Below are 25,114 nucleotides of genomic sequence, written 5' to 3'. Positions count from 1 at the left end.
CTGCCGCCCCGCTGCCCGTACTGCGGGACGGCCGGCGTCCGGAGGTCAGACCTGGGTGAGGATGCGCAGCACGTCCAGCGACTTCGGCGGCGCGTCCGGGTCGTCCCCGTCGCCCGTGGCCAGCGCGACGTGCGCCTCCCGGGCGGCCCGGACGGTCTCCGGCCAGTCGGGGTGGCCGAGGTAGGCGGAGGCCGGCGCGTCCGCACCGACCTCGTGCAGCATCTGCACGGCCCGCAGCACCGCGACGTCCACCAGCGCGGCCTCGGCCGGGTCGCGGAAGATCGTCCCGACGTACTTCTCGGCCGACCAGCGGTCCAGCCAGGTGTCCTCGACCAGCCGGTAGACGGCGTCGGTCACGTCGCCGTAGCCCTCCCGGCCGATCAGCCAGGTGTCCTGCTGGAAACCGGGGTCGGACAGCATGTGCAGCGCCGAGCGCAGTCGGGCTCGCCAGCGCCACCAGGGCAGGTCGTTGAGCGGCATGCCGCCCATCGTGCTGGAGCGGTGGCTCGGACGAGAAGTGTTTCGGGCAGACCGATACGAAGATTCTGTGCTGGCGGACATGGTGAACGATCGTACGTTCCCCGTCTGTTCGTGCTCCACTCGCGATCTACACGCGTACCTCCTCGGAGTTCGGCGGCCGTTCGCCATCCGTTCGCACTTCGGCCCTCTCGACTTGCGGCACCGGGGCTTGGCTTGCTCCGGCGCGCCGGAGGGCGCCCAGAGAGGGAATACCGATGACCAGCCGAAGGGACTCCTTCCAGGCCCGTCCCCAGGTCGTGCGACGCCGCCGCCGACGCCCGATCGCAGCCGCCGTGAGCACCGCGGCCCTGCTCCCCACCCTCTTCTCGGTCTCCGCGTGCGGCGGATCGGCCGATGCTTCCACCAGCGGCAACGACCTGACCGTGATGACCTGGGCCCCGGCCGGCACGGGCTCCGCCGACCGCCCCGGCATGACGGCGCTCGCCTCCGCCATCGGCCAGGACGTCAACACCAAGGGCGGACTGAACGGCCACCGGCTGCGCGTGATCACCTGCAACGAGCACAACAGCGCGGACGGTGCCCGCGCCTGTGCCCAGCAGGCGGTGGACGCCAAGGCGGTCGCCGTGGTCGGCTCCTACAGCCAGTGGGGCGAGGCGTTCATGCCGGTGCTGGAGCGCGCCGGCATCCCGCTGATCGGCGGCTACGGGCTCTCCCAGCCGGAGTTCTCCAGCCCGCTGTCCTACCCGGTGGACGGCGGCATGCCGGCGCTGATCGCGGGCAACGGCCGCCAGCTGGTCGACGCCGGCTGCAGGACCGTCTCCCTGATCCGCCCGGACACCCCGGCCGGCGACAACCTGCTCGGCTACCTGGGCACCGCGCTGCGGCCGGCCGGGATCAAGCTGACGGACGTCAAGGCGCCCGAGCAGTCCTCCGACTACACCCCGGTGATCCGCAAGGCGATCGGCAAGGACGAGCAGGGCAACTGCATCACCAGCGCCCTGGCCGCCGAGCCGACCGGCAACCTGCTGGACGCCTACCGGCGGGTCAACGTGAAGAACACCCGGATCGCCTCGGTGATCGGCAGCGTCCAGCAGTCGGTGGTGGACTCCACCGGCGGCGACACCGGCCCGCTCGGCGGCGCCTACGTCACCAGCTGGTACCCGCCGGAGTCCGCGAAGATCTGGGACGGGCTGCGCGCGACGGTGCGCACCGACACCACCGGCGGGCACCCCATCGACGTCTCCGACCCCGGTGTGCAGACCACCTGGGTCGCGTACGAGGTGTTCCGGACGGCGACGCAGAAGCTGGCGGAGGCCGGGAAGCCGATCACCTCGAAGGCCGTCTCCTCGCTGCTGGACAGCGGTGAGGGCATCGACGTCGGGATCACCCCGCCGCTGAACTGGGGCACCACCAACATGCTGCCCAGCAGCGGGTCGCCGCGGCTGGTGAACACCTGGGTCACCTACCAGGTGGTCAAGAACGGCCGGATGACCCTGCAGCAGCCGGGCTTCGTGGACATCCGCTGGGCGCTCACCGGGGGCCGTCCGCCGGCCTGACCCGGACCGCGCGCGGGAGCGGGAGGGGGACGGGCCTTCGGGTCCGTCCCCCTTGTCGTTCACCGGCCCTCGTCGTTCACCGGCCCCCGTCGCTCACAGGTCCCCGTCGCTCCGGTTGGGCAGTCCGGTCTGGGCGGCGATCGCGTTCCAGAGCGTGGCGGCCTGCTTCTTCGCGGTGGTCGCGGTGCCGCTGGCCTGGACGGCGTTCTTGTAGTGCTGGTTGTCCTGCTTCTTCGCGTCGCAGGAGCCCTGCGCGTCCTGCGCCCAGGCCGCGTACTCGTCGTCGGCCTGGGCCGAGGCCGTCCAGGCCGCGTTGAGCTGGTCGACCAGCTGCTGGCCGCCGGGCAGCTTGTCGGTCTTCAGCTGGCCGAGCTTGCTCTGCAGTTCGCGCCGCTTGCCGGCCGCTCCGGACAGCGCCTGCTGGGACTCGGGCAGCTTGTCGCACTTCTGCACCGAGGCGACCGCGGACACCACCGCGCTGCGGCTGTCGCTCGCGGTGCCCAGCAGGTCCGACAGCGGCTGCGCCTGGGCCTTGACGTCCGGGTCGACGGCCGCGCCGGAGCCGCTCGTGCTCGGCGTCCCGGCGGTGGGGGCGGTGCTGGCGGTGGCGGCCACCGGGGAGGTCTTCTTGTCGTCCTTGGCGTCGTCGCCGCCGCCCAGCAGCACCGCGACCAGGATGCCGGCCACCGCGCAGCCCGCCACCACGCCGCCGATGATCAGCTTGTTGGACGGGCGGCCGCCGCGTCCCTGAGCGCCCGCCTGGGTGACGCCGAAGCCCCGGTCGAAGCCCTGGCCGTAGCTCTGCCCCTGCTCGGGGGCGTAGCCCTGCTGGTAGTCCTGGGCCGGGTAGCCCGGCTGCGGCTGCGCGGCCGGCGGGTAGGCCTGGTAGCCGGGCGCGGGCTGCGGCTGCGGCTGCGGCTGCGGCTGCGGCTGCGGCTGCGGCTGCGGGTAGCCGGGCTGGGCCTGCGCCGCCGGGTAGCCGGGCTGCGGGGCGCCGGCCGGGTACGGCGGCAGGTACTGGGTCTCCGGGGCCGGATCGGGCTGCGGGGCACCGTAACCGGGCTGCTGCCCGCCCCACGAGGCACCCGGCCCGGGCATCGGCTGCGCGGGCATGGCCTGGGTCGGCAGCGCGTGCGCACCGTCACCGAGGTACTCCGGCTGCCCGGAAGGCTGCCCCACCGGCGGCACGGCCGTGTGGGCCTGCGGCTGCCCCGGCTGCCCCGGCTGGCCGGGCTCGGGGCGGAACAGGTCGTCCAGGTTGAAGTCACCGGAGTTCGGGTACGAGCGGCGCTGACTCAACGCGATTCCTCACCTGTGCAGGACCGCGCACTGATGGCGGACCACATCTCGTCGGTTCTTGGGAGCATCACAGTTCCTTGGACGTCGCGCCCACGCTACCGGTTCGCCTCACCGGGTGACCACGTGGGCGGGACATCCATCACGCTCCCTGCACAGACGATCCGCGGCCGCCCCGGGCTCGGGCCGCCGCCCGGGCCCCGGGGACCGGGAGGAGCCGCGGAGACGGCCGCTACGCCGCCTCGGCGTCCGCCCGGGCGTGGAACTCGCGGACCACCCGCTGCTCCCGGTACGGCTCCAGCCGGCGCCGGAACTCGTCCAGGTACTCCACGCCCCGGTTGGAGCGCAGCCCGCTGAGCAACCGGACCGCCTGGGCACCCGTCTCGCAGGCGCGTTCCAGGTCCCGCTGCTGGAGCTGGGCGGTGGCCAGCAGGACGAGGTCCACCGCGCGGCGCCGGACCCTGGTCGGCGGGTGCAGGTCGAGCGCCCGGCGGGCGTAGTGCTCGGCCTGGCCCGCCTGTTCCAGGTCCCGGTGGCAGTGGGCCAGCTCGTCCGCGAGGTAGGCGTCGTCGAAGTGGGCGATCCAGTCCGGGTCGTCCTCCGGGCGGCGCTTCTCCATCATCTCCAGCGCCCTGGCCGACACCGCCTCGCAGGAGCGGGCGTCGCCGAGCAGGGCGTGGCCGCGGGCCTCGGCGGCGTAGAACATCGCCATCGCCGTCGGGGTGGCCACCGAGCGGGCGCCCTCCTGTGCGGCGCGCGCGAGTTGGGCGATCTCCCGCGGGTTGCCGAGGGTCGCCGCCAGGTGGCTCATCGAGGCGGCCAGCACGTAGCCGCCGTAGCCGCGGTCGTCGGCGGCCTGGGCCAGCCGCAGCGCCTGGATGTAGTAGCGCTGGGCGAGCCCGGGCTGCCCGGTGTCCACCGCCATGTAGCCGGCCAGTTCGGTCAACCGGGCCACCGCGGCGAAGAGTTGGCGCCCGGTCTCCTCCCGGTAGGCGCCGCCGAGCAGGCCGGAGACCACCGAGTTGAGGTAGTGCACCACCACCGGGCGCACATGGCCGCTGCCGAAGCGGTGGTCGAGGTCGACCAGCATCGCGGTGGTCGCCCTCACCGCGGCCACGTCCGTCGGACCGACCCGGGGGCCACCGGCCCGCGCCACCACCGGGTCCGGCGGGGTGATCAGCCAGTCCCGGCTGGGCTCCACCAGCGCGGAGGCGGCGACCGTCGCGCCGGTCAGGAAGTCCCGCCGGCCGACGTCGCTGCGCCACAGCTCGCAGACCTGCTCCAGGGCGGCACCGATGGTCGGCGCGAACTGGAGCCCGATGCCGGAGCTCAGGTTCTTGCCGTCCGCCATGCCGATCTCCTCGACCGACACGCTGCGGCCGAGCTTGCGGCCCAGGGCCTCGGCGATCACGGCCGGCGCCTGCCCGCGCGGCTGTTGCCCGCGCAGCCAGCGGGCCACGGAGGTCTTGTCGTACCGAAGGTCCAGCCCGTGTTCGGCGCCGCAGAGGTTGACCCTCCGGGCCAGGCCGGCGTTGGAACAGCTGGCCTCCTGGATCAGTTGCTGCAGACGCTCGTTGGGCTGTCGTGCGACGAGTGGTCTCGCGGCCATTGGGCTTCGCCTCCCCACACCCTCCGGTCCCGGCCGGCGGGCGACGCTTCTGCTGATCTGTTGCCGACTGTCCGACCATCCAAGGAATCTGACACAAGGTTAGCGATCAGCGACGCCAGCGGGATACCCACGGTGACGAACCGCACCCCCCTTGCGCCCCGGGAAATGCTCCTGTGCGCCCCCGCTGCGCCTGCCCTCAGCCCCTTCAACTCGGCCGACTAACCGGAACGGGTGACATTGCCGGGATACGCCCAACCGGGCGCCATCGGGCCGTAACCAGCCTCACACACGGTAGTTGAGCACCCCGTGGAAGACATCCCCGACGCCCAGGACCGGAACGAGAGGGCCGACCCGCCCCTCTTACTCGCGGAAGCCGTCGGCTACGCCGAGACCCGCCACTGGGAGGTGGCCCCGGGCGCCTGGCTGGTCGACGACGGCGACGGCGCAGTCCGCTGCTCCTGCGGGGACCGGCGCTGCACCCTGCCGGGCGCCCACCCGCTGGACCCGGACTGGGCGAGGCAGGCGAGCGCCGGCCCCGGTGCGGTGCGGCGCTGGTGGACCGAGCGGCCCGACGCGTCGGTCCTGCTGCCCACCGGGCGCTCCTTCGACGTCCTGGACGTCCCGGAGACGGCCGGCTGCCTGGCGCTCGCCCGGATGGAGCGGATGGGCCTCCAGCTCGGCCCGGTGGTGGTCCAGCCCGCCGCGCCCGGGCGGATCGGGCGGCGGCTGCACTTCCTGGTGCTGCCCGGAGGCGCGGCCAGACTCCCGGAGATGCTCCGCCGGCTCGGCTGGCCGCCCGGCCGGCTGGACCTGGTCGCCCGCGGCGAGGGGGACTGGACGGTCGCCCCGCCGTCCCGGATCGGTTCCCTGGGGTACGCCCAGTGGGCCCGCTCCCCCTCCGCGCTCAACCGCTGGCTGCCGGACGCCGCCGAACTGATCAGCCCGCTCGCGTACGCCTGCGGCCGCGAGACGCCCTCGGCCCGCACCGCCCGGGCCGCCCAGCCGGCGCCGGTGGGCTGAACACCGCCCACCCCGGAACGGCCGCCCTCTGCCGATCGGGTGAGGGCGTGCACCGCGCGACACAACGCGCGCACGTGACGGGCCTTGTCTCCCACCGGAGACGGGGCCCGTCATACGCATGTCCGGATAAGGCTTCCGTGTACCCGCTGGTCAACCGGCAAAGCCCCTCGTACGAGTGACAGCGCTCAAGGATTGCCATGATCGGCCGAGGGGAGGAATTGCGATGTGTGGGGACGCCGGCAGGGGCGCTCGGACGGGGAAGCCGGGCGGCGGCGGTGGAGGTGGAGGGGAGCGGGAGGGGCCGGGAGGGGCGGAGGGGAGAGGGAGGGAACGGGGAGGGCGAAGGGGCCCGCTGCACGGAGAGCAGCGGGCCCCTTCTCGATACCGACGGGATGTCGGCTCAGGCCTGGGCGACGAAGACGTGCTGGGCGATGTCCTTGCCCAGCTCCGCCGCGTTGTCCCCGGTACCGACCAGCACGCCGCCGACGCCGGCGGACACCTTGACCGTGGAGCCCGGCCGCACGCCTGCCCGGCGCAGGGTGCTCATCAGGGCGCTGTCGGTCTGGATCGGCTCGCCGATCCGACGGACCACCACGTCGGCCCCGGCCTCGCCCGGCTTGACGGTGTCCAGCGGGACGAGCCCGGCGTCGAAGCCCTCGCCCTCGGCCTTGGTGTCACCCAGCTCGTCCAGGCCCGGGATCGGGTTGCCGTACGGGGACTGGGTGGGGTGGCCGAGCATGGCGAGCACCTTGCGCTCGACCGTCTCGCTCATCACGTGCTCCCAGCGGCAGGCCTCCTCGTGCACCTGCTCCCACTCCAGGCCGATCACGTCGACGAGCAGGCACTCGGCGATGCGGTGCTTGCGCATGACGCGCACCGCGAGCCGGCGCCCCTCCGCGGTCAGTTCGAGGTGGCGGTCCCCCGCGACCTGGAGCAGCCCGTCTCGCTCCATCCGGCCGACCGTCTGGCTGACCGTGGGGCCGCTCTGTTCCAGGCGCTCCGCGATCCGGGCGCGCATCGGGACGATGCCTTCCTCCTCCAGCTCCAGGATGGTGCGAAGGTACATCTCAGTGGTGTCGATCAGCCCAGACATCGCCGCTGGCTCCGTTCTTCGGTGTCCTCACCGCCAATTCTGACGTACGGGACCGACAACCGGGCCCGCCCGGGGGCCACGGAGCCCCGTTTCGTTCCTGTTGACAACGGTGCCGCCGGGGCGCGACCGTGCTCGCCGAAGCTTTCTCCACCGGCGGTCTGGACCACCCGGACCACCCCACCCGGCCGGATCCCCCACCCGGCAGAGAGCGAAGGCACCAGATGAACGACCTGGTCGACCGGTACTTCGACGCCGCGATCGCCCACCTCCGGCGGGTCCGCGTGGAGGAGGCCGACACCATCGAGGCCGCCGCCGCGCTGCTGGCGGAGGCGATGACCGAGGGTCGCCGGGTCTTCACCTTCGGTGCCGGGCACTCCGCGCTGGCGGCCCAGGACGTGGTCTACCGGGCGGGCGGGCTGGTCCCGGTGAACCTGCTGAACGTGCCCGGGATGGCCGGGGTGACGGTGATGCCCGCACCGCTGTCCAGCGCGCTGGAGCGGGTCTCCGGGCTGGCCACCGCCACCCTGGACCTGACCCCGGCCACCACCGGGGACCTGCTGTTCGTGATCTCGCTCTCCGGCCGCCAGGTGATGCCGGTCGAGCTGGCCCGGTACGCCCGGGACCGCGGCCTCAAGGTGGTCGGCGTGACCTCGCTGGCCTACCCGGCGGAGGTGTCCTCGGCGCACCCGACCGGCACCTACCTGAAGGACCACTGCGACGTGGTGCTGGACAGCAAGATCGCGGTCGGCGACGGCGAGCTGACCCACCCCGGCGCCGAGACCACCTTCGGCCCGGTGTCCACCATCGTGACCAGCGCGCTGATGCAGGCGGTGGTCGCCTCGGCCGTCGGCCGGCTGGCCGACCGGGCGGCCGCCGGGGAGTGCCCCGCGCCGCCGCTGTTCCGCTCCGGCAACGTCCCCGGCGGCACCGAGTGGAACGCCAAGCAGATGGCCGAGAACGCCGACCGGGTCTTCTACACCTACTGAGCCCCCTCCCGCACCCGCCGAGCCGCCCCGCCCACCCCCGGCCGGTCGCCCGCGCACGCTCGCGGGCCGCCGCGCGCCCCCACCGCCTCCCCGCACGCTGGGTGCAGAAGCGAACACGAGGAGTACCGGACAAAGCAGCGGGCCTTCCCGGCCACATCCGGCCGCACCGGTCGTCACCAGGCGTACCGGCCTGCCCCCCGGGGCAGGAGAGCGGTGCGACCGGAGCGACTGGTGGGGGCCGAACATGGCGTCTGTTGCGGGACGGACCGGGTGGGTGCGCGAGCGGGACCTCCTGCCCGAGTTCTTCTGGGCCGCCGACGCGGCCTCGCTGCGCGGGCAGCGGCGTTCGGTGCTGCTCTGCGCCTGGGAGCTGGTCCTGCTGGTGGCCGCCGCGGCGACCGGCTCGGCCGACGGCGAGCCCTGGGCGTGGCCGGCGGCCGCGGCCTACCTCGGCGCGATCGCGCTGGCGGTGGTGGTCAGCCGGCAGAACCCCCAGGGCCTCTGGTACGAGGGCCGGGCGGCCGCCGAGTCGGTGAAGACGCTGGCCTGGAAGTACGCCGTCCGGGCCGACGCCTACCAGCCGCCGCCGCGCGCCCTGCCGGACGCCGAGGGCCTGTACCGCTTCCAGCTCGGCCGGGTGCTCGGCGCGTTCCGGGACAGCCCGGTCGCCGTCCCGGACGGCGGGGTGGAGATCACCCCGGCGATGCACGACCTGCGCGGACAACCGCTGGCGGTGCGCCGCGAGGTGTACCTGGCCGAGCGGATCCAGCTGCAGCACGACTGGTACCGCGCCAAGGCCCGCTACTGCGCCCGCGCCGGGCACTGGGCCGGGGTGCTGGGCGTGCTGCTGCCCGCGCTCGGCCTGGTGCTCGCCCTGCTGCGGGCGCTCGGCGCCTTCAGCTACGACGCGCTGGGCACGGTCTCGGCGGTGGCCGCCTCGGTCGCCGCCTGGGCGCAGCTGCGCCAGTACCGGCCGCTCGCGGCCGCGTACGCCCTGGCCGCCGAGGAACTGGCGCAGATCCAGCACCAACTCGCCCAGCTGGACCTGGAGTCGATGGAGGCCGAGGAGGTCTGGGCCCGCCTGGCCCGGGACGCCGAGGACGCGATCTCCCGCGAGCACACCACCTGGCAGGCCCGCCGGGAGGTGCGCACCACCACCGACCGGGAGCACGCAACCGACCCGGAGCACTGAGGAGGCCGCAGGTGTCGTTACGGACGGTCAAAACGGCGGACGACCGCGCCCTCGCCGTCGAGTCCCTCGGCGACCCGCGCGGCCGTCCGGTGTTCCTGCTGCACGGCATGCCCGGCAGCCGGGTCGGCCCGCACCCGCGCAGCACCGTGCTCTACCGGCTGGGCGTCCGGCTGATCTCGTTCGACCGGCCCGGCTACGGCGACTCGACCCGGCTGTTCGGCCGCCGGGTGAGCGCGGCGGCCACGGACGTGCGCACCATCGCGGACGAGTTCGGGCTGGACCGCTTCGCGGTGCTCGGCCGCTCCGGCGGCGGCCCGCACGCGCTGGCCTGCGCGGCGCTGCTGCCGGACCGGGTCAGCCGGGTCGCGGTGCTGGTCGGCCTGGCCCCGCGCAACGCGGCCGGCCTGGACTGGTACGCGGGGATGACCCCGTCCAACGTCCGCGCCTACAAGGAGGCCGAGCGCGGGCACGGCCGGATCGCCGACGCGATGGAGTTCCGCTCCCGGCAGATCAAGGACGACCCGGTCCGGCTGCTGAACGGGCTGCGCACCGAACTCTCCGCCGCCGACCGGGAGGTGGTGGCCGACAGCGGGCTGCGCCGGATGCTCCAGAGCAACTACCGGGAGGCGTTCCGGCACGGCGCGGACGGCTGGATCGACGACGTGCTGGCCTTCACCGCCGACTGGGGGTTCGAGGTCGGGTCGATCCGGGTGCCGACGTGGCTCTGGCACGGCGCGGACGACCAGTTCTCGCCGGTCGAGCACTCCCGCTGGCTGGCCGACCACATCCCGGACGCCCAACTGTTCCTGGAGCCCGGCGCCGCCCACTTCGGGGCGTTCCGGGTGATGACCACCGCCCTGGCCTGGGCGGCGGGCTAGGGCGATCCGGGATCAGACCCGCACCGGCGTCAGGGGCGCACCGGCGTCAGGGGCGCCGAACCACCGAGCACCGCCAGCACGTTGTCCACCGCCAGGCCGCCCATCGCCTGGCGGGTACGGACGGTGGCGCTGCCCAGGTGCGGGGCGAGCACCGCGCGCTCCTGGGCCAGCAGCGCGGACGGGACGGCCGGCTCGCGCTCGAAGTTGTCCACGGCGGCGGCGAACAGCGCGCCGGACTCCAGCGCGGCGGCCAGCGCCTCCTCGTCCACCACCCCTGCGGTCATGCTGACCACCACCGCGCCGCGCGGCAGCAGGGCGAGCCGGCGGGCGTCCAGCAGGTGCCGGGTCTCGGCGGTGAACGGGCAGGTGACGACCAGCACGGTGGAGGTGGCGAGCAGTTCCTCCAGCGGCTTCCGGTCGGCGCCCTCGGCCTGCTCGGGCGGCAGCTCGCGGCGGTTGTGGTAGCTGACGGGCATGTCGAAGGCGCGGGCCCGGCGGGCCACCGCCTGCCCGATCCGGCCCATGCCGAGCACGCCCAGCGGGGTGCCGGCCAGCTCCAGGCCGAGCAGGAAGTTCGGCGCCCAGGTCCAGGGCGCGCCGGAGCGCAGCAGCCGCTCGCCCTCGCCGAGGCGGCGGGTGGCGGCCAGCAGCAGCGCCCAGGCCATGTCGGCGGTGGCGGTGGTGAGCACGCCGGGGGTGTTGGTGACCAGCACGCCGCGTTCGGCGCAGGCGGCCACGTCCACGTTGTGGTAGCCGACGGCGTGGTTGGCGACGACGGCCAGCTGCGGGCCGGCCGCGTCGAGGAACCCGGCGTCCACCCGGTCGTCCAGGGTGGTGATCACGGCCCGGCGCCCGCGGACGGCGGCCAGCAGCGCGGCCCGGTCCATCGCCAGGTCGGAGTCGTGGCAGGTGACGGCGTGGTGCGCGGTGAGCCGCTCGACGACGCCGGGGGCGAGGCGCCGGGTGACCAGGACCGGGGGCGGGGTGTCACTCATGGTCTGGGAGCGTACCCCGCCCCTTCTCGATCTCCCTGAACGTCCCGATCAGACCGGCTGCGGCTCCAGGTCCCGGTTGATCCGCTTCCAGCCGCGCGCGGAGACCGTGTTGGGGTGCTCCTCGCCGACCTGCCGGATCAGTTCGGAGATCGCCCGCGCCCGCAGTTCTGCCGCCTGGGTGTGCCGGCCGCCCGCCCGCAGGGTGATCGCCAGGTTGGCCTCGCAGGCCACCGCGTCCGGGTGCTGGGCGCTGTAGCGGTCGCACAGCCCCTGGTACGCGGCCCGGCCGAGCCGCTCGGCGCGGTCCAGCTGCCCGTCGTCGCCGTAGGCGTTGGCCAGGTTGATCATCGCGTTGAGGGTGTACGGGTGCTCCGGCCCGACCGAGCGGGTCAGCCCCTCGACGGTGAGCCGGCCGCGCTCGATGGCGCCCTGGACGTCGCCGCTGCCCCGCAGGTAGATGCCGAGGTTGTTGGCGCAGGCCAGGGTGAACGGGTGCTCGTCGCCGAACAGCCGCCGGTGGCCCTCGAAGACGGTGGAGCAGAGGTCGCGGGCGGCCTCCTTGTCGCCGGAGGCGCTGTGGTCGGCGGCCAGGTTGAGCGCGCAGGCGAGCGCGTCGGGGGCGTCGGCGCCGTAGCGCTCCAGGTAGCGCTCGTAGGTCTCCTTGGTGATCCGGCGGGCCTCGGCGAGCTGGCCGATCCGGCGCAGCGAGACGGCCAGCGACTTGGCGTTGCGCAGGTTCTCCGGCAGGTCCGGGTCGAGCACGTCGCCGAGGTCGGAAGTGACCTCCTGGAGCAGGTCCACCGAGCCGCGGTAGTCGCCGAGTTCGCGCAGGTCGCGGGCCAGGTTGGACTTGGTGGACAGGGTGTAGGGGTGCTTGGGGCCGAGGACGGCGGTGCGCCGGTCGAGGGTCTCCTGGTCGAGTTCGCGGGCCGCCTCGCTGTCGCCGACCAGCCGGTAGTCGATCGCCAGGTTGTTCGCCATGGAGAGCGTGCGCGGGTTGTCGTCGCCGAACAGCTCGCGGAACTGGTCGAGGATCTCACGGTCGAGGTCGAGGGCGGCCTGGAACCGGCCGAGCGCCCTGCGGTCGGCGCCCAGCGAGCCGGCCGTCATCAGGGTGTACGGGTGGTGCTCGCCGAGCAGGGCGCGCTGGCGCTCCAGGGTGTCCTCGTCCAGGGCCAGCGCCTCGCCGTAGTTGCCCTGGGAGCGCAGCACGTTGGCGAGCTGGAAGCGCAGCAGCAGGGTCTGCCGGTCGTCCTCGCCGAGCTTGCCGGTCCACTCCACGTCCAGGGCGTGGCCGAGGTCGCGGGCGCGGTCGAGTTCGCCGCGCTTCCACAGGTAGCGGACCCGGTCGATGAGCAGCTGGCGGGTGTCCGCCTCGTCGCAGTTGTGCGCCTTGGACGGCGACAGGTGCGGCCAGATCTCGTCGAAGGCGGGCCAGTTGGCCGGGTCGTCGGTGTCGCCGAGGACGGGCCGGGCGCCGGTGAGGATGCGGTGCACCTCGTGGACGGCGATCTCCTGCTCGTCGGCGGTCATCCCGGCCCGGATCACCGCCTGGACGAGCCGGTGCACCTGGAAGCTGTTGCTGCCGGCGTCGACCTTGGCCAGCGCGTACCGGCCGATCGCCTGGATCACCTTGCCCAGCATGAACTTGTCGCTGAGGTCGGCGTCGAACTTCACCAGCGCCCGGATCATCTGGTCGCTGTAGAAGAGGTTCATCGAGATCGGCTCGGGCGCGAAGAACGCGCAGAGCTGGAGCAGCCGGACGGCCGCCGGGGACTGCTGGCGCAGCCGTCCGATCGACACGTTCCAGGTCGCGGCGACCGGGGTCGGGTAGTCGGCCGGGCGGCCGACGGCCAGGGCACGGGCGGCCTCGGCGTGCAGCTGGGAGACGTAGGTGTCCACCGGGGTGCCGGTGGTGTCCAGCCAGGCGGCGGCCACCTCGACGGCCAGCGGCAGGTCGCCGACCGCCTCGGCGACCCGGTCGGCGTCCGGGCGGGAGAGGCTGCGGGCGCGCCGGCACAGGTGCTCGACGCTCTCGCCGCGGGTGAAGACGTCGACCTCCAGCGCCTCGGCGTGCCCGGTCCAGGCCTGGTTGCGGGAGGTGACCAGGATGTGGCCGGAGCCGCCGGGGAAGAACCGGCGGATCTCGGCGGGCTCGTCGGCGTTGTCGAAGATCAGCAGCCAGCGCGAGGTGGGCACGCCGCGCCGCAGCGCCTCCCTGGCCGCCTCGGCGGCCTCGGTCACCGAGTCGCCGACCCGCAGCCCCAGCCGGCGGGCCAGTTCGGCGAGCGCCGGGGCGACCAGCTCGGTCTGCTCGGCGTCGATCCACCAGACCAGGTCGTAGTCGGACATGAAGCGGTGGGCGTACTCCAGCGCCACCTGGGTCTTGCCGACGCCGCCGAGCCCGTACAGCGTCTGCGGGGTGGGCAGCACGGCCGCCATGCCGCCGCGCAGCTGGTTGCGCAGCTGCTCCAGCACGGCGGCGCGGCCGGTGAAGGACGGGTTGCGCGGCGGGACGTCCCACACCGAGGGCTTGCTGCCGGGGAAGCGCGGCCCGCCGCTGGGCGCGTCGCCGAGCGGGGTCTCGCCGCGGCCGAGCGCGCGCAGCAGGCTCTGGATCGACTGCATCTCGTCGCGGCCGACCAGGTCGACCGGGTTGCGGTTGCTGAACGGCGCGGTGAGCCGGACGTCGCCGACGCGGACCGGCAGCAGCTGGCGCCGGGTGCCGGAGGGGTCGGAGCTGACCACCGACTCCCACAGCGCCCGCGCCTGCGGGGAGCGCTGGTAGGCGGGCGAGAGCACCGCGACCGTCCGGTACGCGGAGTCGATGCCGCGCTCGGTCTCCTCGCGCGGGTCGGTGCCGGCGCTGAGGTCGCGCGGCAGCACCCGGAAGCCGGCCCTGGTCAGGACGGACTCGATCCAGTCCGCCCACATCCGGTCCTCGGGGACGTAGGAGAGGTAGAGGTCGGCGGGCACGGACGGGCGGCGGCGGGTGAACGCGTCCACGTAGCGCAGCCGCACCTCCTCGTCCATCGGCGGCAGGCCGGCCGCCCGGCCCTCGCTGATCATGGAGGTGAGCCGCTCGCAGGCGGCCAGCATCGAGGTGGGCGTGCCGGTCTGGTCGCCGAAGGTGGCGAGGATCTCCTCGTAGGCGTAGAACGGCCGGTACGGGATCTCCACCGAGCCCCAGTACTGGGCGAGTTCCTCGCCGTCCAGGCCGACCGGCAGCCCGTCGAAGCGGACCCGGGCGAGGGCGCGGCCGGCGTCCGCCTTCTCCTTCTCGCCCTCGTCGATGCGCATCGGGACGGGCAGGATGCGGATGCCGCGCTCGCGGTAGCGGTCGTGGATGTGCTGGGCGATCCGGGAGGCGCCGTCGATGGACTGGTCGCTGAGGGTGAAGCAGACCACCAGGTCGTCGGGCATCTGGACGGTGCAGATCTCGGCGATGTCGGACAGGCCGGTGCGGGAGTCGATCAGAACGTAGTCGTAGCGCTTGGCCATGTCGGCCTTGAGGGCGTCGAAGAACTGCCCGCCGTCGAAACGGTCGTAGAAGATGTCCCAGTCGAGGTGGGTGACGGCCTCGGAGTAGTCGCGGTTGAACTGGCCCGCGGAGAGGAAGTCCAGGCTGCCGCCGGCCGGGAAGTGCGGCCAGGTGAGCGAGAGCGCGTGCGGGTGCACCCGGGCGAAGTCCAGGTGCCAGCCCTCGGCGTGCTCGACCGGGCGCAACGCCTCCTCGCGGTACTCGGCGATCAGGTCCATCATGCCGGTGGTGCCGGCCAGCGAGGCCTGGTCGAGGAACGGGTGGAAGAACTTGGCGAGGCCGGGCGCCTCCAGGTCCCAGTCCACGGTGAGGACGCGGAAGCCGTTGGCGGCCAGGATCCAGGCGGTGTTGGCGAGCGCCATGGTGCGGCCGGTGCCGCCCTTGTACGAGTAGAAGGTGATGATCCGGCCGTTGCGGTCGCGTTCCGCCGCCTGCCGCTCGGCCTCCCGCTGGGCGGCCAGGTCGGCGGCGGTGAGCCCGCCGAGGCGGAGGTTCCTGGTGCGGTTGTCGTCGTTCATCGCGGTCCTCGTCCTCCCAAGGGCGCCATCCCGTCATCGGGTTCATCGCCGTCGTCGCGGTACGGGTCGTGCGCGCGGTGCGGGTCGTTGCCGTTGGTCCGACTTCGACGGGTGGTGCGGCCGTTGCCGCGGTCGTTGCCGTTGGTGCGGTCGTTGCCGTTGGTGCGGTCGTCGGTGCGGTCATCGGTGCGGTCGTTGCCGTCGGTGGCGCCGTCGTCGCCCTGGTCGTCCTCGAAGGGGTCGCCCGGGGATCCGTCCGGTCCGTACCCGCCTCTTCCGTGCCGGAACGCGTCCCGCAGGCTCGGCCGGGGCGGCGGCGGCTCCTCCGGTTCGGCCCGGGTGCGGCCCTCGAACGCGTACTTGGCCTTCATCGCCGCCCGGGGCAGGGCGTCGTCGAAGTCCTCCAGGGTGTGCAGCCCGGTCGGGCCGGTCGCGCCGAGGAAGCTCGGCCGGCTCGCCCGCCGGGTGATGCGCAGCGTCTCGTCGCTGAGGTCGCCGAGTTCCTCCGCGCGGTCGGCACACTCCGGGTCGTCGCCGTTGAACGGCTCCAGGATGCTCACCCAGGCGGCGTCCGAGCGGTCGAAGCGCCGGACGAGTTCGCGCCGGCGCGGGTCGCGCAGCGCCCAGCGGTCGAGCAGCAGCAGGCCGGGCGCCTCGGCGTTGCCCTCGATGATCGACTCGACCTCGTCGTCGAACTCGTGCACGGTCGGTTGGAACCCCAACTGTCGTGCCAGCCTGGCCGCGTGCTGGGCGATCGGCGAGCCGGTCGGCCGGTACGGGTGCCAGTCGGTGCGCCGCTCGCCGTAGTAGTCGGGGCTGCGGTCGGCGGGCAACTCGTTCTGGTGGTAGGCGAGTACGGAGATCCGCAGCTGCTTGGTCGGGGCGGTGACGTTGAAGGCGCTCGGGAGGCCGTTGAACCCCAGCCGCCGACCGACCGGGATCACCGTCTCCTCCGCGACCTGGACGATCCGGGCCGCCAGCCGGTGCACGGCCAGCTCGTAGGCGGAGCGGAAGTAGCTGAGCTTCATGAGTGCGTAGAGGCCCTCGGTGGCGTACTCGGGGCCGAAACTCGCGTGGTTGAACTGGAGTTCACTGGCCACGTTCGGCAGCCGGTAGCGGCTCATCGGGGCCCACAGCACCGGAACGATGCCGCTGGTGCGCTCGGAGTCGAGGTTCGCCGGGTAGACCGGCCGACGGGTGAAGGCGTGCCATTCCTGGCCGCACGGCACGCTGTTGAAGTACCTCGGGGAGTAGAGGGGCACGAAGACCCGGCACGTCGCCAACTCGTCGGACAGCCGTTCGGCCCACAACTCGCCCTGGTGCATGGACTCGTCCATGAAGCCGACCGCTGCTCCGTCCGGGACGGTGGTCAGCTGGAGCACAGCCTCGCAGAGATCCCGGTACAACTGCCTGACCCAGTGGTTCGGGTCGCTCGCGCCCCGCGCACCGGCCTTGGGGGTGTGCGCGTAGGAGAGGAAGAAGTACGGCCGGGCGTCGTCCTCGTCCCAGCCCCGGTCAGTCACACGCGCCTCCCCCGGGCCCGTCGGCAAACCTGCCTCCCGCAGCCCCCGTGCGGCGGGGCTTCAGTGTAGGAACGACTGACACCCCAATGGAATAGCACAACGTCTCGCACGAATTGACATGACCGAAACGATGCCGCCACCCGTGCACTGGGAGCAGTACCCTCGTTCCGGCCGTCGCGCACCACCACCAGGAGGGAACTCGTGGAACACCTCGACTGGCAGAGGGCCAGCACCAGCATCGGCAAGGACGAATGGATCGAGATCGCCTCCGAGGGCGACCACGTCTACATCCGGCAGTCCGACGACCCCACCCTCGTCGTCACCACCACCCGCATCAAGTTCAACGCCTGGGTCCGCGGCGCCAAGGCCGGCGAGTTCGACCACTTCGTCGCCTGACGGCGGTGGCCGGAAAGGTCGCCGACGGCGCGGGAAGCCGGCCGGGCCGACTTCCCGCGCGGGCGCTTACGCTTCCGCCCCGGTGAGCCAGTCGTCCAGCGGGACCTTGCAGGAGTTGAGGATGCCCGCGACCATCCCGTAGGTCCCGACCAGGGCCATGAGTTCCAACACCTGCGCCCCGGAGTGCCGTTCGATCAGTGCCTGCCAGGTGTCCGGAGCGAGCGCGTGCCCGTCGTGCAGTTCGTCGACGGCCCGCAGCAGCGTGCGGTCCGTCTCCGACCAGTCCGGGTGCTCCGGGCCCTCCTGGACGCGGGCGATCTCCGGCCCGGACAGCCCGGCCATGGCGCCGAGGCGGGCGTGGTGCTCCCACTCGTACGCCGAGCCGGTGCGGTGCGCGGTGCGCAGGACGGCCAGTTCGCGCTCGCGGAACGGGAGCAGTCCCTGGTTGAGCTGGGCGAGCAGGGGCGCGAGGGCGACCAGCAGGTCGGGGTGGTGGCCGATGGTGGCCAGGACGTTGAGCACCGGGCGGCCCGCCAGCGGGCCGGCGCCGTCGGCGAAGAGCCGGGCGGCGGGGCCCTCCAGGCGCCCGGCGAGGGCCGCGATCTCGGCGGGCGGCCGCGGCGCCAGCCGGGGGACCGCGGTGAACTCGTCCATCCCGACCAGCAGCTCCTCCTCCCCCGGGGTCCCGTCGCCGTTCAGTTCGCGGTACACGGCACCGATGTTGAGCAGCAGACGCTCGCGGTCGTCCCAGTCCTCGAAGCCGTCCAGGTCCATCTCCCGCGCGGCCCGCAGCACCGGGACGCCCGCCCGGTGGGCGCGCCCGGCGTGGTCGCGGACCCGCTCCAGGTAGCCGCGGAAGGTGCGGACCTCCGGCTTGCCGACGACCGGCCCGTGCCCGGGCACGATCGTCTCGACGTCCAGGCCGAGGATCAGGTCGCAGGCGGCGATCCAGCGCTCCACCGGCCCGCTGTGGATCACCGGGTGGCCGCCGACGAACAGGATGTCCCCGGTGAACAGCACGCCGGCGTCGGGGGCGTGGACCAGCACGTCCCCCCAGGTGTGGGCGGGCCCGACCTCGATCAGCCGCACGGTCCGCCGCCCGACGGCGACGTCCAGCTCGCCGCTGAAGGTCCGGTTCGGCAGGGTCGGCACGATGCCGGCGAAGTCGAAGGCCCGCCGCATGTCCTGGACGACGCGCGGGAGCGGCAGGTCGCCGGGGGCGGCGAGGAGTTGGTGGAGGTGGTCGCGGCCCATGTCGATCGCGGCGGCCTCGGAGGCGATCACCGTGGCGTCGGGCAACAGCTGGTTGCCCCACCAGTGGTCACCGTCGCTGTGGCTGTTGACCAGGGTGTCGACGGTGACGCCGGGCAGGGCGCGCGTGATCGAGGCCAGCAGCTCTCGGGTCTGCGGGACGGTGAACAGGGTGTCGACCAGCAGCGCCTCGTCGCCGGAGACGATCAGCCCGGCGTTGCTGAGGCCCCAGGAGCCGTTCGGCTGGAGGTAGGCGTAGGTGTCGGCGGCGATTTCGTGCAGGCCGAGGGTGTACGGGACGGCCATGACTGGGCCTCCTCGTTAGGTGGACTGGAGTCTCAACATGTACTCCAGTCCACTAATAGATTCAAGTACACTTTTCCCGTGTCCTCACCCACCCGACGCGACCAGCGCCGCACCGCCACCCGGGAACGACTGCTGGCGGCAGCGCTGGAGCTGTTCGCCACCCAGGGGTACGCGGCCACCACCTACGACCACATCGCCGAACGCGCGGACGTGGGACGCCAGACGGCCTTCAACCATTTCCGCCGCAAGGAGGACTTCGTCACCGCCTGGGTCCAGCAGCGGCACGAGGTCCTGGACCGCCTGGACGAGGCCCATGCCTCCGCCACCGAGGCGCTCGCGGGCGCACTGCGCGCCCTCGCGGAACTCAACGAGCGGGAGTACGCGCTGGCGAAGGAGCTCCACGACAGCGGAGTACTCCACGCCGCCTTCGGCCTCGGCGCCACGACCCCCCGGGCATTCGTCGCGGCCGCCTCCCGGGGGCGCGAACAGGGCGAGATCCGCGCCGAGTTGGACCCGACCGCCGTCGCCGACCTGCTGTTCGACACCTACATCACGACCCTGGGCCGCTGGCTCGCCGCCGACGCGCCTCACTCGCTCGCCGACGCCCTGCTCGCCCGCCTCGACCTCCTCGCGGCCGGCTTCAGGGCCTGAACATGCGGGCGCGGGCCCCGCCGGACGGGCGGGGCCCGCATTCGCGCCTACCCCTGCCGCCGCCTGAACTCGCGGACGAGCGAGAGGAGGTTGACCAAGGTGCTGGCCGGAACACTACCGAGCGAGACGAGGACCTGGCCGTTCAAGACGGTCTCGCCGGGCTTGGCCGAGGGCCAGAGCAGACCCAACTCACGGCCCTCGGTGCGGAGCTCCACGATCAGGTCGGTGAGATCCCGGCGGCTGAGGCGATGGAGGGCGGGATCACGCGGGTCGAGGGGGTGGAGGGCGCTCACGCGACGCAGTCCAGCTCGAACCAGACCCGCTTCCCGAGCGCCTGCGATTCGGCACCCCAGCGGTTGGTGAGCCCCTCCACCAGCTGCAGTCCGCGGCCCGACTCGGCCTGCGGGTCGAACTTCTGACACTTCGGCAACTCGCTGCTGCGGTCCGCGACGGAGACACGGAGGGTGTTGCCGGAGTAGACGACCGTGACGACGGGCGAGCGCGTCATCCCGTGCCGCCACGCGTTCACCACCAGTTCCATGAGGGCGAGTTCGGCGTCCCCGATGGAGGAGTCGGGGTACCCGGCGCGCGACATCGCGTCGCGCAACACCTCGCGGGACACGGTGAGGGAGGGGGAGTTGAGGTTGGGGTCACACATGGGGAGTCTCCCATCAGCTCAAATGAGCTACGCGCAGAGAGGCTTGACGCCACATCCGGCGAGCAGTGTGGTGAAACTTTAGAGCCATCACGCCAAAGTTGACAACACGCTCCGCGCACGCCTCTACACTTTGCGTAGGTAACTGTCTGCGAGGAAGGCGCGCCGATGGCATTCAGGACTGGGATCAGCGAACGTCAACGCCGGTTCGGTGAGGAGCTTCGCCGCGTACGCGACGCCGCTGGACGCTCAGCGCTGGAGATCGGGCAGGCGATCGGTGTTAAGGGGCCAGCGGTCAGCCACATCGAATCTGGCCGGATGGGCCTAAATCTTGACCGACTGAACATCTGGCTTGATCTCTGCGAGATCACGGACACCGACTACCGAGCCGGTCTCGCGGCGATGAGCAAGGGCTCCAAGACGGCGTGGTGGAACGACTACAAGCCTCACGTGCATCCCACCGCGATCGATCTCGCCGAAGCCGAGGCAAGCGCGACGGCCCTGGACAGCTATCAGACACTCCTGATTCCCGGCCTGCTCCAGACCAAGGCCTACAGCGAGATCATCCACGACTACGCGGAGAAGAGGGTCGAGTTCCGTCAGCGTCGCCAGGCGCTGCTGACCGTCGAAGACGCCCCGCCGTTCCACGCTGTCATCCATGAAGCAGCTCTGCACATGATGTACGGCGGACCGACCATCATGCGCGACCAACTGAACCACCTCATTGAGATCAGCAGGCTGCCCCATGTGACGATCCAGATCCTCTCGTTCGACTGCACCACCTACTCACGGAGCGAGACCCCGTTCGTCCTGATGCACGGGGCTCACGCACGCCTTGACTCAGTTCTGCTGGAACATCCACATGATTCAGACTTCTTGGGAGATCCTGAGGACGTGGCCGCATTCCGACGTAGGTTCGAGCGACTCAGGGGACTGGCTCTGCCACCTCTGAACACGGCCACTCCCGCGTCGCCGTCCCATCGCGACTCGTGGGGCTTGATCCAGCACGTTCGGTACAAGATCCAAGGTAGGTAGTCATGAGCCAGCTCAACTGGCAGAAGTCGAGCTTCAGCGGCGACAGGGCAGACTGCGTCGAAATCGCATCCGACGGCGACCGCGCCTACATCCGCGAGTCCGACGACCCCACCACCATCGTCACCACCACCCGCACCAAGCTCCACACCTGGATCCACGGCGCCAAGGCCGGCGAGTTCGACCACCTCACCGAAGCCTGACCACCGCCTCGCGCTCCGGTCGACAACTGGGGCACGAGGAGATCAGCTCAGCCAGCACAGCCGTGACACGCGACAGGGCAGGTAAGCATGACGCACCTCAACTGGCAGAAGTCGAGTTTCAGCGGTGAGGAGGCCAACTGCGTCGAGATCGCTTCCGCCGGCGACCGTGTCTACATCCGCGAGTCCGACGACCCCACCACCATCGTCACCACCACCCCCACCAAGCTCCACACCTGGATCCACGGCGCCAAGGCCGGCGAGTTCGACCACTTCACCGCCAACCCCTGAAACGGATCCTTCCCGGTAATCCCATACGGGGCGCCACACTGGCCAACGCGATGGCCACCCGCGCAGGGCACTACGGGTAGAACGCGGCGACCTTCCGCCACCCTTCGTGCGTGAGAAGTCGGCCGGGCCGACTTCTCACGCACGCGATGGGGCTGGGGCCCGCGTCGGCGCTTCGGCGGAGCCCGCGCGCCCCGCGCGCCGCCGCTCCCGCCCCCCCCCCCACGCGCCCGGGCGGCGGGGGGGCGGGGGTGGACGGGGTGGGTGTGGGGGCGGGGGGTGGGAAACGGCGGGATCACATGTCGGGCGGTGGGAACAAGGAGCGGGTTTCAGGGGCGGCCGCGGCGCAGGATGGCTTCGGCGAGGTCGACGGCCTCCCGGACCGGCACCAGGCGGCAGCCGGCGGCGCCGATGCGCGCGGTGGTGATGCCGCGGGCGGTGCGCAGGACCTCGGCGCCGAGGCGGCCGAAGTGGAGGTCGTCCAGGTCGGCGGCCCGGAAGGCCGTCCAGCCGTCCTCCCCGACGCAGCGGTACTCGCGCACCGGCACGTCGGGCATGCGGAGGTCGGCGAGGTGGAACGCGGTGAAGCGGTCCATCGGGACGCCGAGCATCAGCACCCGGGCGTCGAGTTCGTAGAGCCGCCCGAGCGGCGTCTGCGGGCCGAGGTGGGAGGTCAGCGGATGGTGGGCGGTGATCTCCCGGGCGAGCCGGCCGACGGCCGCCCAGGAGGTCTGCGGGTGGCGGCTGCGCAGCGCGCCCGGCCAGGTGCGGATCGCTTCCGACAGCGCCCCCATGGAGGGCGAGGCCGGGGTGGTGGCCGGATCGAAGCGGGGCATCCGGTCCTGGTAGTCGGCCACCTCCGCCGGGGAGAGACCGGCGGTGGCGGACTGGTGGATGCGGGAGGTGGCGGAGTTCTCGGGCGTGGCGGTGTAGGCGACCAGGGTGCCGTCGGGGCCCAGGACTTCGAGCAGGGCCTCGACCACACCGGCCGCCCCGCCAGGCACCGGTCCGAGGGCGCGCAGGGACGCCTGGACGTGCAGCACCGTGCCCGGACGGACGCCGAGCTCGACGAGGTCGCGGACGAGGGGGTGGACGGAGGAGGCGACGGCGACGCCGCCGGCGCGGGGTTCGGTGAGGATGGCGTTTCCCCGGGGTTGAGGGCCCCGGGCGAGGGAGGTCCCGGGGCGGCGCGGGTGGGAGGTCAGACCCCGGCCCGTTCCCGCCGTACCCGGTCGGCCGCCTGCTCGGCGGCTGCGGGCAGCGGCAGGGCGAGCCAGGGTGCCACGGTGGCACGCATGCCCTCGGCGAAGCGCAGGCCGGTCCCGGTCAGGGACCCGGACGACGCCAGCCGCTCCACGGCGTCGGCGGTGTACCGCCGCCAGAGCGCGAACTGTTCCCGCGCCCGGTCGGCGGCCGCGCCCGGCAGTCCGTCGTACGCGAGGGTGCGGGTGCCCCAGTACTCGGTGACGGCCAGGTGGGCGTACGTGCCCTGGAGCAGCCCTTCGAGCGGCCGGGGGTCGGGCCGCCAGGGGGCGAAGTACAGCGCGGTGTCGCCGCGGTCGTACAGGTCGGTCAGGTCCAGCACCGCGCCGAGCTTGACGTGCTGGAACTCGTGGGCGAGCAGCATGGCGAGGGTCGGCGCGGTGGCGGGCCGGGCGATGCCGACGGCGCCGTACGCCTGCCGGGCCGCGGAGCTGACGTCCCGGCCGGTCGGGCCCGGCCGCAACGGGGTGACCGTCGTCAGGCCGGCCCGGATGCCTTCCGCGTACCCGGGCAGGTCCCGCCCGAGCAGCTCCCAGGCCTCGCGCAACGCGCCCGTCCAGTCGAGCAGTTCGCTCTCGGAGAGGCGGTCCGCGACGGGGTGGTCGTGGCTGTCCCGCAGCGGGTCGGTGTCCTCCAGGGCGACCGTCCAGCCGTCGGCCAGCCGGATCCGCCACCGCGGCTCGTCCAGCACGGTGTGCACGGATCCGTCGGACGCCCGCACCTGGAAGCCGTCCGCCCGTCCGGTGACCACGGCCTCGCCGTCGGGTACGGCGAGGCCGCCGAGCGTCGGCAGGTGCAGCCGGCCGCCCCGGACGGGCACGGCGACCGTGTCGCCCCGTCCGGCCCGCACCGCGGCCGCCGCGGCGAGCGCGGCCAGCGGGCCGAGCCCGACCGGGAGGTCCCCGGCGAGCCGGCGGGCGGCCCAGGCTCGGGCGTAGGGGTGGGCGAGCACGGTGTCCACGGCGGCGGGGGCCGCCGCGTCGAGCTCGGCCAGCAGGGCCCATGCCTCGGCCCGCCCCTGTCCGGAGGCGTCCCAGGCGGCGGCCAGCATCGCCCGGGTGAGGGCGAGTTGGGAACGGCCGAGCGCGGCGATGGTGTTCGCGCTCCCGTATCCGGCGGCGAGCTCGTCGAGTTGGGGCGGGGTGAGCGCGCCGGGCGGCAGCGGCTCGGCGCCGGGCCGCGACGGCCCGGCAGCCTGCACGGGAACGCCGCCCCCCGGAGCACCGGCAGAACTCCCGCTCCCCGCGATGCCGTTGATGAACGTCATGAGATCACCGCAGTAGACGGAGGGATGGTCGAAGCTGCCTCCTCCATCGTCGCTCCGATAGCGGTGGGCGTACAGCCCGCCGCCGCAGGAGCGCACCACGGAGCAGGCGCGGCAGGCCTCGCTCAGTCCGGCCAGGCCGGACTGGCGGGCGGCGATGCCGGGGTGGCGGGCGAGGTCGTCGAGGCTGTGCGCGAAGACGTTCAGCCCGGTGGCGGGCGCGCCGTCGTACGCCGTCTTCAGGCTGTCGGCCTGCTCGAAGGTCCCGTCCGTCTCCAGGACCGCCAGGTCGGAGGGCTCCAGGCCGAGCGACTCGGTGAGGCTGGAGAACCCCCGCAGGGTCCGGTGCACGGACTCGAAGGTCCGTACGGCGAACGGCCGCCCGTCCGCTTCCCACAGCCTGTGGACGGTCAGCAGCCAGTCGGCGTACGGGGTGGCGCCGAGCGCGGCGGGGCGCTTGGGCGGTTCGTCCCAGGTGGCGTGCGGGAGCAGGAAGTCCACGGCGGGCGGCCGGAGTTCGGCCAGCGCCCGGTACACGGCCACCGGGTCGTTCTCGACGTCCATCGTGCACAGCAGCCCGACGAAGAGGTGCCGGTACTCGGGCTCGTTCAGCAGGGCGACGGCCCGCAGCACCTGCGGGTGGCTGCTGCGTCCGTCGGCGAACCGCCGGTGGCGGTCGTTGGCGGCCTTGTCGCCGTCCAGCGAGATGCCGACCTTGATCTCCTGCTCCGCGAACAGCGCGCAGAAGTCCCGGCTCAGCAGCACGCCGTTGGTGTGGATGCGCAGGTCGAGCGCGCAGCCGGGCGGGAGCGCCGCCCGGAGCGCCTCGGCGGCGCGGCGCAAGCGGTCCGGGCCGGCGAGCAGGGGCTCTCCCCCGTGCAGGACGACCCGGACGGCGGGCAGCCGGTGGGCGGCCGCGTGCTCGCCGATGCGCTCGGCGGCCTTGGCCAGGATCCCGTCCGCGATGACCTTCGGCCGGGAGCGCCAGCTGCTGTCCGCGTGCTCGTAGACGTAGCAGTGGTCGCAGGCCAGATCGCACCTGCTGTGCATCTTGACCACGAACTGCGTCAGCGGCAGCGGAGTTGACGTCGTCATGGAGCTCGGACTGTTCGGTTCGGCTC

General features: G+C 73.0%; 22 protein-coding genes. 10 read left to right on the top strand and 12 right to left on the bottom strand.

Annotated elements, in window-relative coordinates; all coding sequences use genetic code 11:
* Positions 1–45: 45 nt before the first annotated feature.
* A complete protein-coding gene (locus ACIQ87_RS15930; RefSeq protein ID WP_402406391.1) occupies positions 46–561 on the bottom strand; it encodes a hypothetical protein in 516 nt (171 codons plus the stop codon).
* Between the two features lie 173 nt (positions 562–734).
* Between ACIQ87_RS15930 and ACIQ87_RS15925 the strand changes: the two genes are divergently transcribed.
* Complete coding sequence (locus ACIQ87_RS15925) at positions 735–2,036, top strand: ABC transporter substrate-binding protein (RefSeq protein ID WP_402406388.1); 1,302 nt, start codon at positions 735–737, stop codon at positions 2,034–2,036.
* A 93-nt stretch (positions 2,037–2,129) separates the two neighbouring features.
* Here ACIQ87_RS15925 and ACIQ87_RS15920 read toward each other — a convergent pair whose 3' ends face one another.
* Positions 2,130–3,335, bottom strand: coding sequence for a hypothetical protein (locus tag ACIQ87_RS15920; protein WP_402406385.1), 1,206 nt, complete (start codon positions 3,333–3,335; stop codon positions 2,130–2,132).
* A gap of 229 nt (positions 3,336–3,564) precedes the next feature.
* Positions 3,565–4,941 (bottom strand): transcriptional regulator, encoded by a 1,377-nt coding sequence (locus tag ACIQ87_RS15915; RefSeq protein ID WP_402406382.1) that lies wholly within the window; start codon positions 4,939–4,941, stop codon positions 3,565–3,567.
* 306 nt (positions 4,942–5,247) lie between these two features.
* Between ACIQ87_RS15915 and ACIQ87_RS15910 the strand changes: the two genes are divergently transcribed.
* Positions 5,248–5,961, top strand: coding sequence for a bifunctional DNA primase/polymerase (locus ACIQ87_RS15910; RefSeq protein WP_402406379.1), 714 nt, complete (start codon positions 5,248–5,250; stop codon positions 5,959–5,961).
* Positions 5,962–6,361: 400 nt separating this feature from the next.
* Here the strand turns inward: ACIQ87_RS15910 and ACIQ87_RS15905 are convergent, their stop codons facing one another.
* Positions 6,362–7,054: a metal-dependent transcriptional regulator gene (locus tag ACIQ87_RS15905; protein WP_402406376.1), complete on the bottom strand. Its 693-nt coding sequence runs from the start codon at positions 7,052–7,054 to the stop codon at positions 6,362–6,364.
* Between the two features lie 221 nt (positions 7,055–7,275).
* On the opposite strand from ACIQ87_RS15905, the gene ACIQ87_RS15900 reads away from it, so the two are divergent.
* The 3 genes from ACIQ87_RS15900 (at position 7,276) to ACIQ87_RS15890 (ending at position 10,110) form a co-directional block, all read left to right on the top strand.
* The gene (locus tag ACIQ87_RS15900) at positions 7,276–8,040 is read left to right on the top strand and encodes a sugar isomerase domain-containing protein (protein WP_402406373.1); all 765 of its coding nucleotides are present in this window, start codon (positions 7,276–7,278) and stop codon (positions 8,038–8,040) included.
* Between the two features lie 274 nt (positions 8,041–8,314).
* The gene (locus tag ACIQ87_RS15895; protein ID WP_402406370.1) at positions 8,315–9,232 is read left to right on the top strand and encodes a DUF4231 domain-containing protein; all 918 of its coding nucleotides are present in this window, start codon (positions 8,315–8,317) and stop codon (positions 9,230–9,232) included.
* A gap of 11 nt (positions 9,233–9,243) precedes the next feature.
* A complete protein-coding gene (locus ACIQ87_RS15890; protein ID WP_402406367.1) occupies positions 9,244–10,110 on the top strand; it encodes an alpha/beta fold hydrolase in 867 nt (288 codons plus the stop codon).
* A 29-nt stretch (positions 10,111–10,139) separates the two neighbouring features.
* On the opposite strand, the gene ACIQ87_RS15885 is transcribed toward ACIQ87_RS15890, so the two are convergent.
* Genes ACIQ87_RS15885 through ACIQ87_RS15875 form a run of 3 tightly spaced genes read right to left on the bottom strand, consistent with a single transcriptional unit; the run spans position 10,140 to position 16,687 of the window.
* Positions 10,140–11,105 carry a 2-hydroxyacid dehydrogenase gene (locus ACIQ87_RS15885; protein ID WP_402406364.1) on the bottom strand — a complete coding sequence of 322 codons (966 nt, stop codon included), beginning with the start codon at positions 11,103–11,105 and terminating at the stop codon, positions 10,140–10,142.
* A gap of 48 nt (positions 11,106–11,153) precedes the next feature.
* Positions 11,154–15,164, bottom strand: coding sequence for an FxSxx-COOH system tetratricopeptide repeat protein (gene fxsT, locus ACIQ87_RS15880; RefSeq protein ID WP_402406362.1), 4,011 nt, complete (start codon positions 15,162–15,164; stop codon positions 11,154–11,156).
* Entirely contained in the window at positions 15,161–16,687 is a 1,527-nt protein-coding gene (locus ACIQ87_RS15875; protein WP_402406360.1) for a TIR-like protein FxsC, read from the bottom strand. The genes fxsT and ACIQ87_RS15875 overlap by 4 nt, the downstream gene beginning before the upstream one ends.
* Before the next feature lie 201 nt (positions 16,688–16,888).
* Here ACIQ87_RS15875 and ACIQ87_RS15870 point away from each other — a divergent pair, with 201 nt between their 5' ends.
* Positions 16,889–17,083 carry a DUF397 domain-containing protein gene (locus ACIQ87_RS15870; protein ID WP_392882380.1) on the top strand — a complete coding sequence of 65 codons (195 nt, stop codon included), beginning with the start codon at positions 16,889–16,891 and terminating at the stop codon, positions 17,081–17,083.
* 66 nt (positions 17,084–17,149) lie between these two features.
* Here the strand turns inward: ACIQ87_RS15870 and ACIQ87_RS15865 are convergent, their stop codons facing one another.
* Positions 17,150–18,640: an MBL fold metallo-hydrolase gene (locus tag ACIQ87_RS15865; RefSeq protein WP_402406357.1), complete on the bottom strand. Its 1,491-nt coding sequence runs from the start codon at positions 18,638–18,640 to the stop codon at positions 17,150–17,152.
* Between the two features lie 78 nt (positions 18,641–18,718).
* Between ACIQ87_RS15865 and ACIQ87_RS15860 the strand changes: the two genes are divergently transcribed.
* Positions 18,719–19,291, top strand: a complete 573-nt coding sequence (locus ACIQ87_RS15860; RefSeq protein ID WP_402406354.1) for a TetR/AcrR family transcriptional regulator — start codon at positions 18,719–18,721, stop codon at positions 19,289–19,291.
* Between the two features lie 47 nt (positions 19,292–19,338).
* Here the strand turns inward: ACIQ87_RS15860 and ACIQ87_RS15855 are convergent, their stop codons facing one another.
* Both ACIQ87_RS15855 and ACIQ87_RS15850 read right to left on the bottom strand, forming a co-directional pair.
* Entirely contained in the window at positions 19,339–19,584 is a 246-nt protein-coding gene (locus tag ACIQ87_RS15855) for a hypothetical protein (RefSeq protein WP_402406351.1), read from the bottom strand.
* The gene (locus ACIQ87_RS15850) at positions 19,581–19,949 is read right to left on the bottom strand and encodes an ATP-binding protein (protein ID WP_402406349.1); all 369 of its coding nucleotides are present in this window, start codon (positions 19,947–19,949) and stop codon (positions 19,581–19,583) included. Before ACIQ87_RS15850 ends, ACIQ87_RS15855 begins: the two co-directional genes overlap by 4 nt.
* A 165-nt stretch (positions 19,950–20,114) precedes the next feature.
* Here ACIQ87_RS15850 and ACIQ87_RS15845 point away from each other — a divergent pair, with 165 nt between their 5' ends.
* From ACIQ87_RS15845 to ACIQ87_RS15835, 3 genes are all read left to right on the top strand, one after another.
* Entirely contained in the window at positions 20,115–20,981 is an 867-nt protein-coding gene (locus ACIQ87_RS15845) for a helix-turn-helix domain-containing protein (protein WP_402406346.1), read from the top strand.
* 2 nt (positions 20,982–20,983) lie between these two features.
* A complete protein-coding gene (locus tag ACIQ87_RS15840) occupies positions 20,984–21,181 on the top strand; it encodes a DUF397 domain-containing protein (RefSeq protein WP_402406344.1) in 198 nt (65 codons plus the stop codon).
* A gap of 87 nt (positions 21,182–21,268) precedes the next feature.
* Positions 21,269–21,469, top strand: a complete 201-nt coding sequence (locus ACIQ87_RS15835) for a DUF397 domain-containing protein (protein WP_402406341.1) — start codon at positions 21,269–21,271, stop codon at positions 21,467–21,469.
* A gap of 326 nt (positions 21,470–21,795) precedes the next feature.
* Here ACIQ87_RS15835 and ACIQ87_RS15830 read toward each other — a convergent pair whose 3' ends face one another.
* Both ACIQ87_RS15830 and ACIQ87_RS15825 read right to left on the bottom strand, forming a co-directional pair.
* Positions 21,796–22,509 (bottom strand): aminoglycoside N(3)-acetyltransferase, encoded by a 714-nt coding sequence (locus ACIQ87_RS15830; RefSeq protein WP_402406338.1) that lies wholly within the window; start codon positions 22,507–22,509, stop codon positions 21,796–21,798.
* Between the two features lie 158 nt (positions 22,510–22,667).
* Entirely contained in the window at positions 22,668–25,088 is a 2,421-nt protein-coding gene (locus ACIQ87_RS15825; RefSeq protein WP_402406336.1) for an FxsB family cyclophane-forming radical SAM/SPASM peptide maturase, read from the bottom strand.
* Positions 25,089–25,114 lie beyond the last annotated feature (26 nt).

It is taken from the genome of Kitasatospora sp. NPDC096204 (assembly GCF_044763205.1).
GTDB lineage: Bacteria > Actinomycetota > Actinomycetes > Streptomycetales > Streptomycetaceae > Kitasatospora.
The sequence above is the reverse complement of the archived record's forward strand: the minus strand, read 5'-3'. Positions and strand labels throughout refer to the sequence as shown.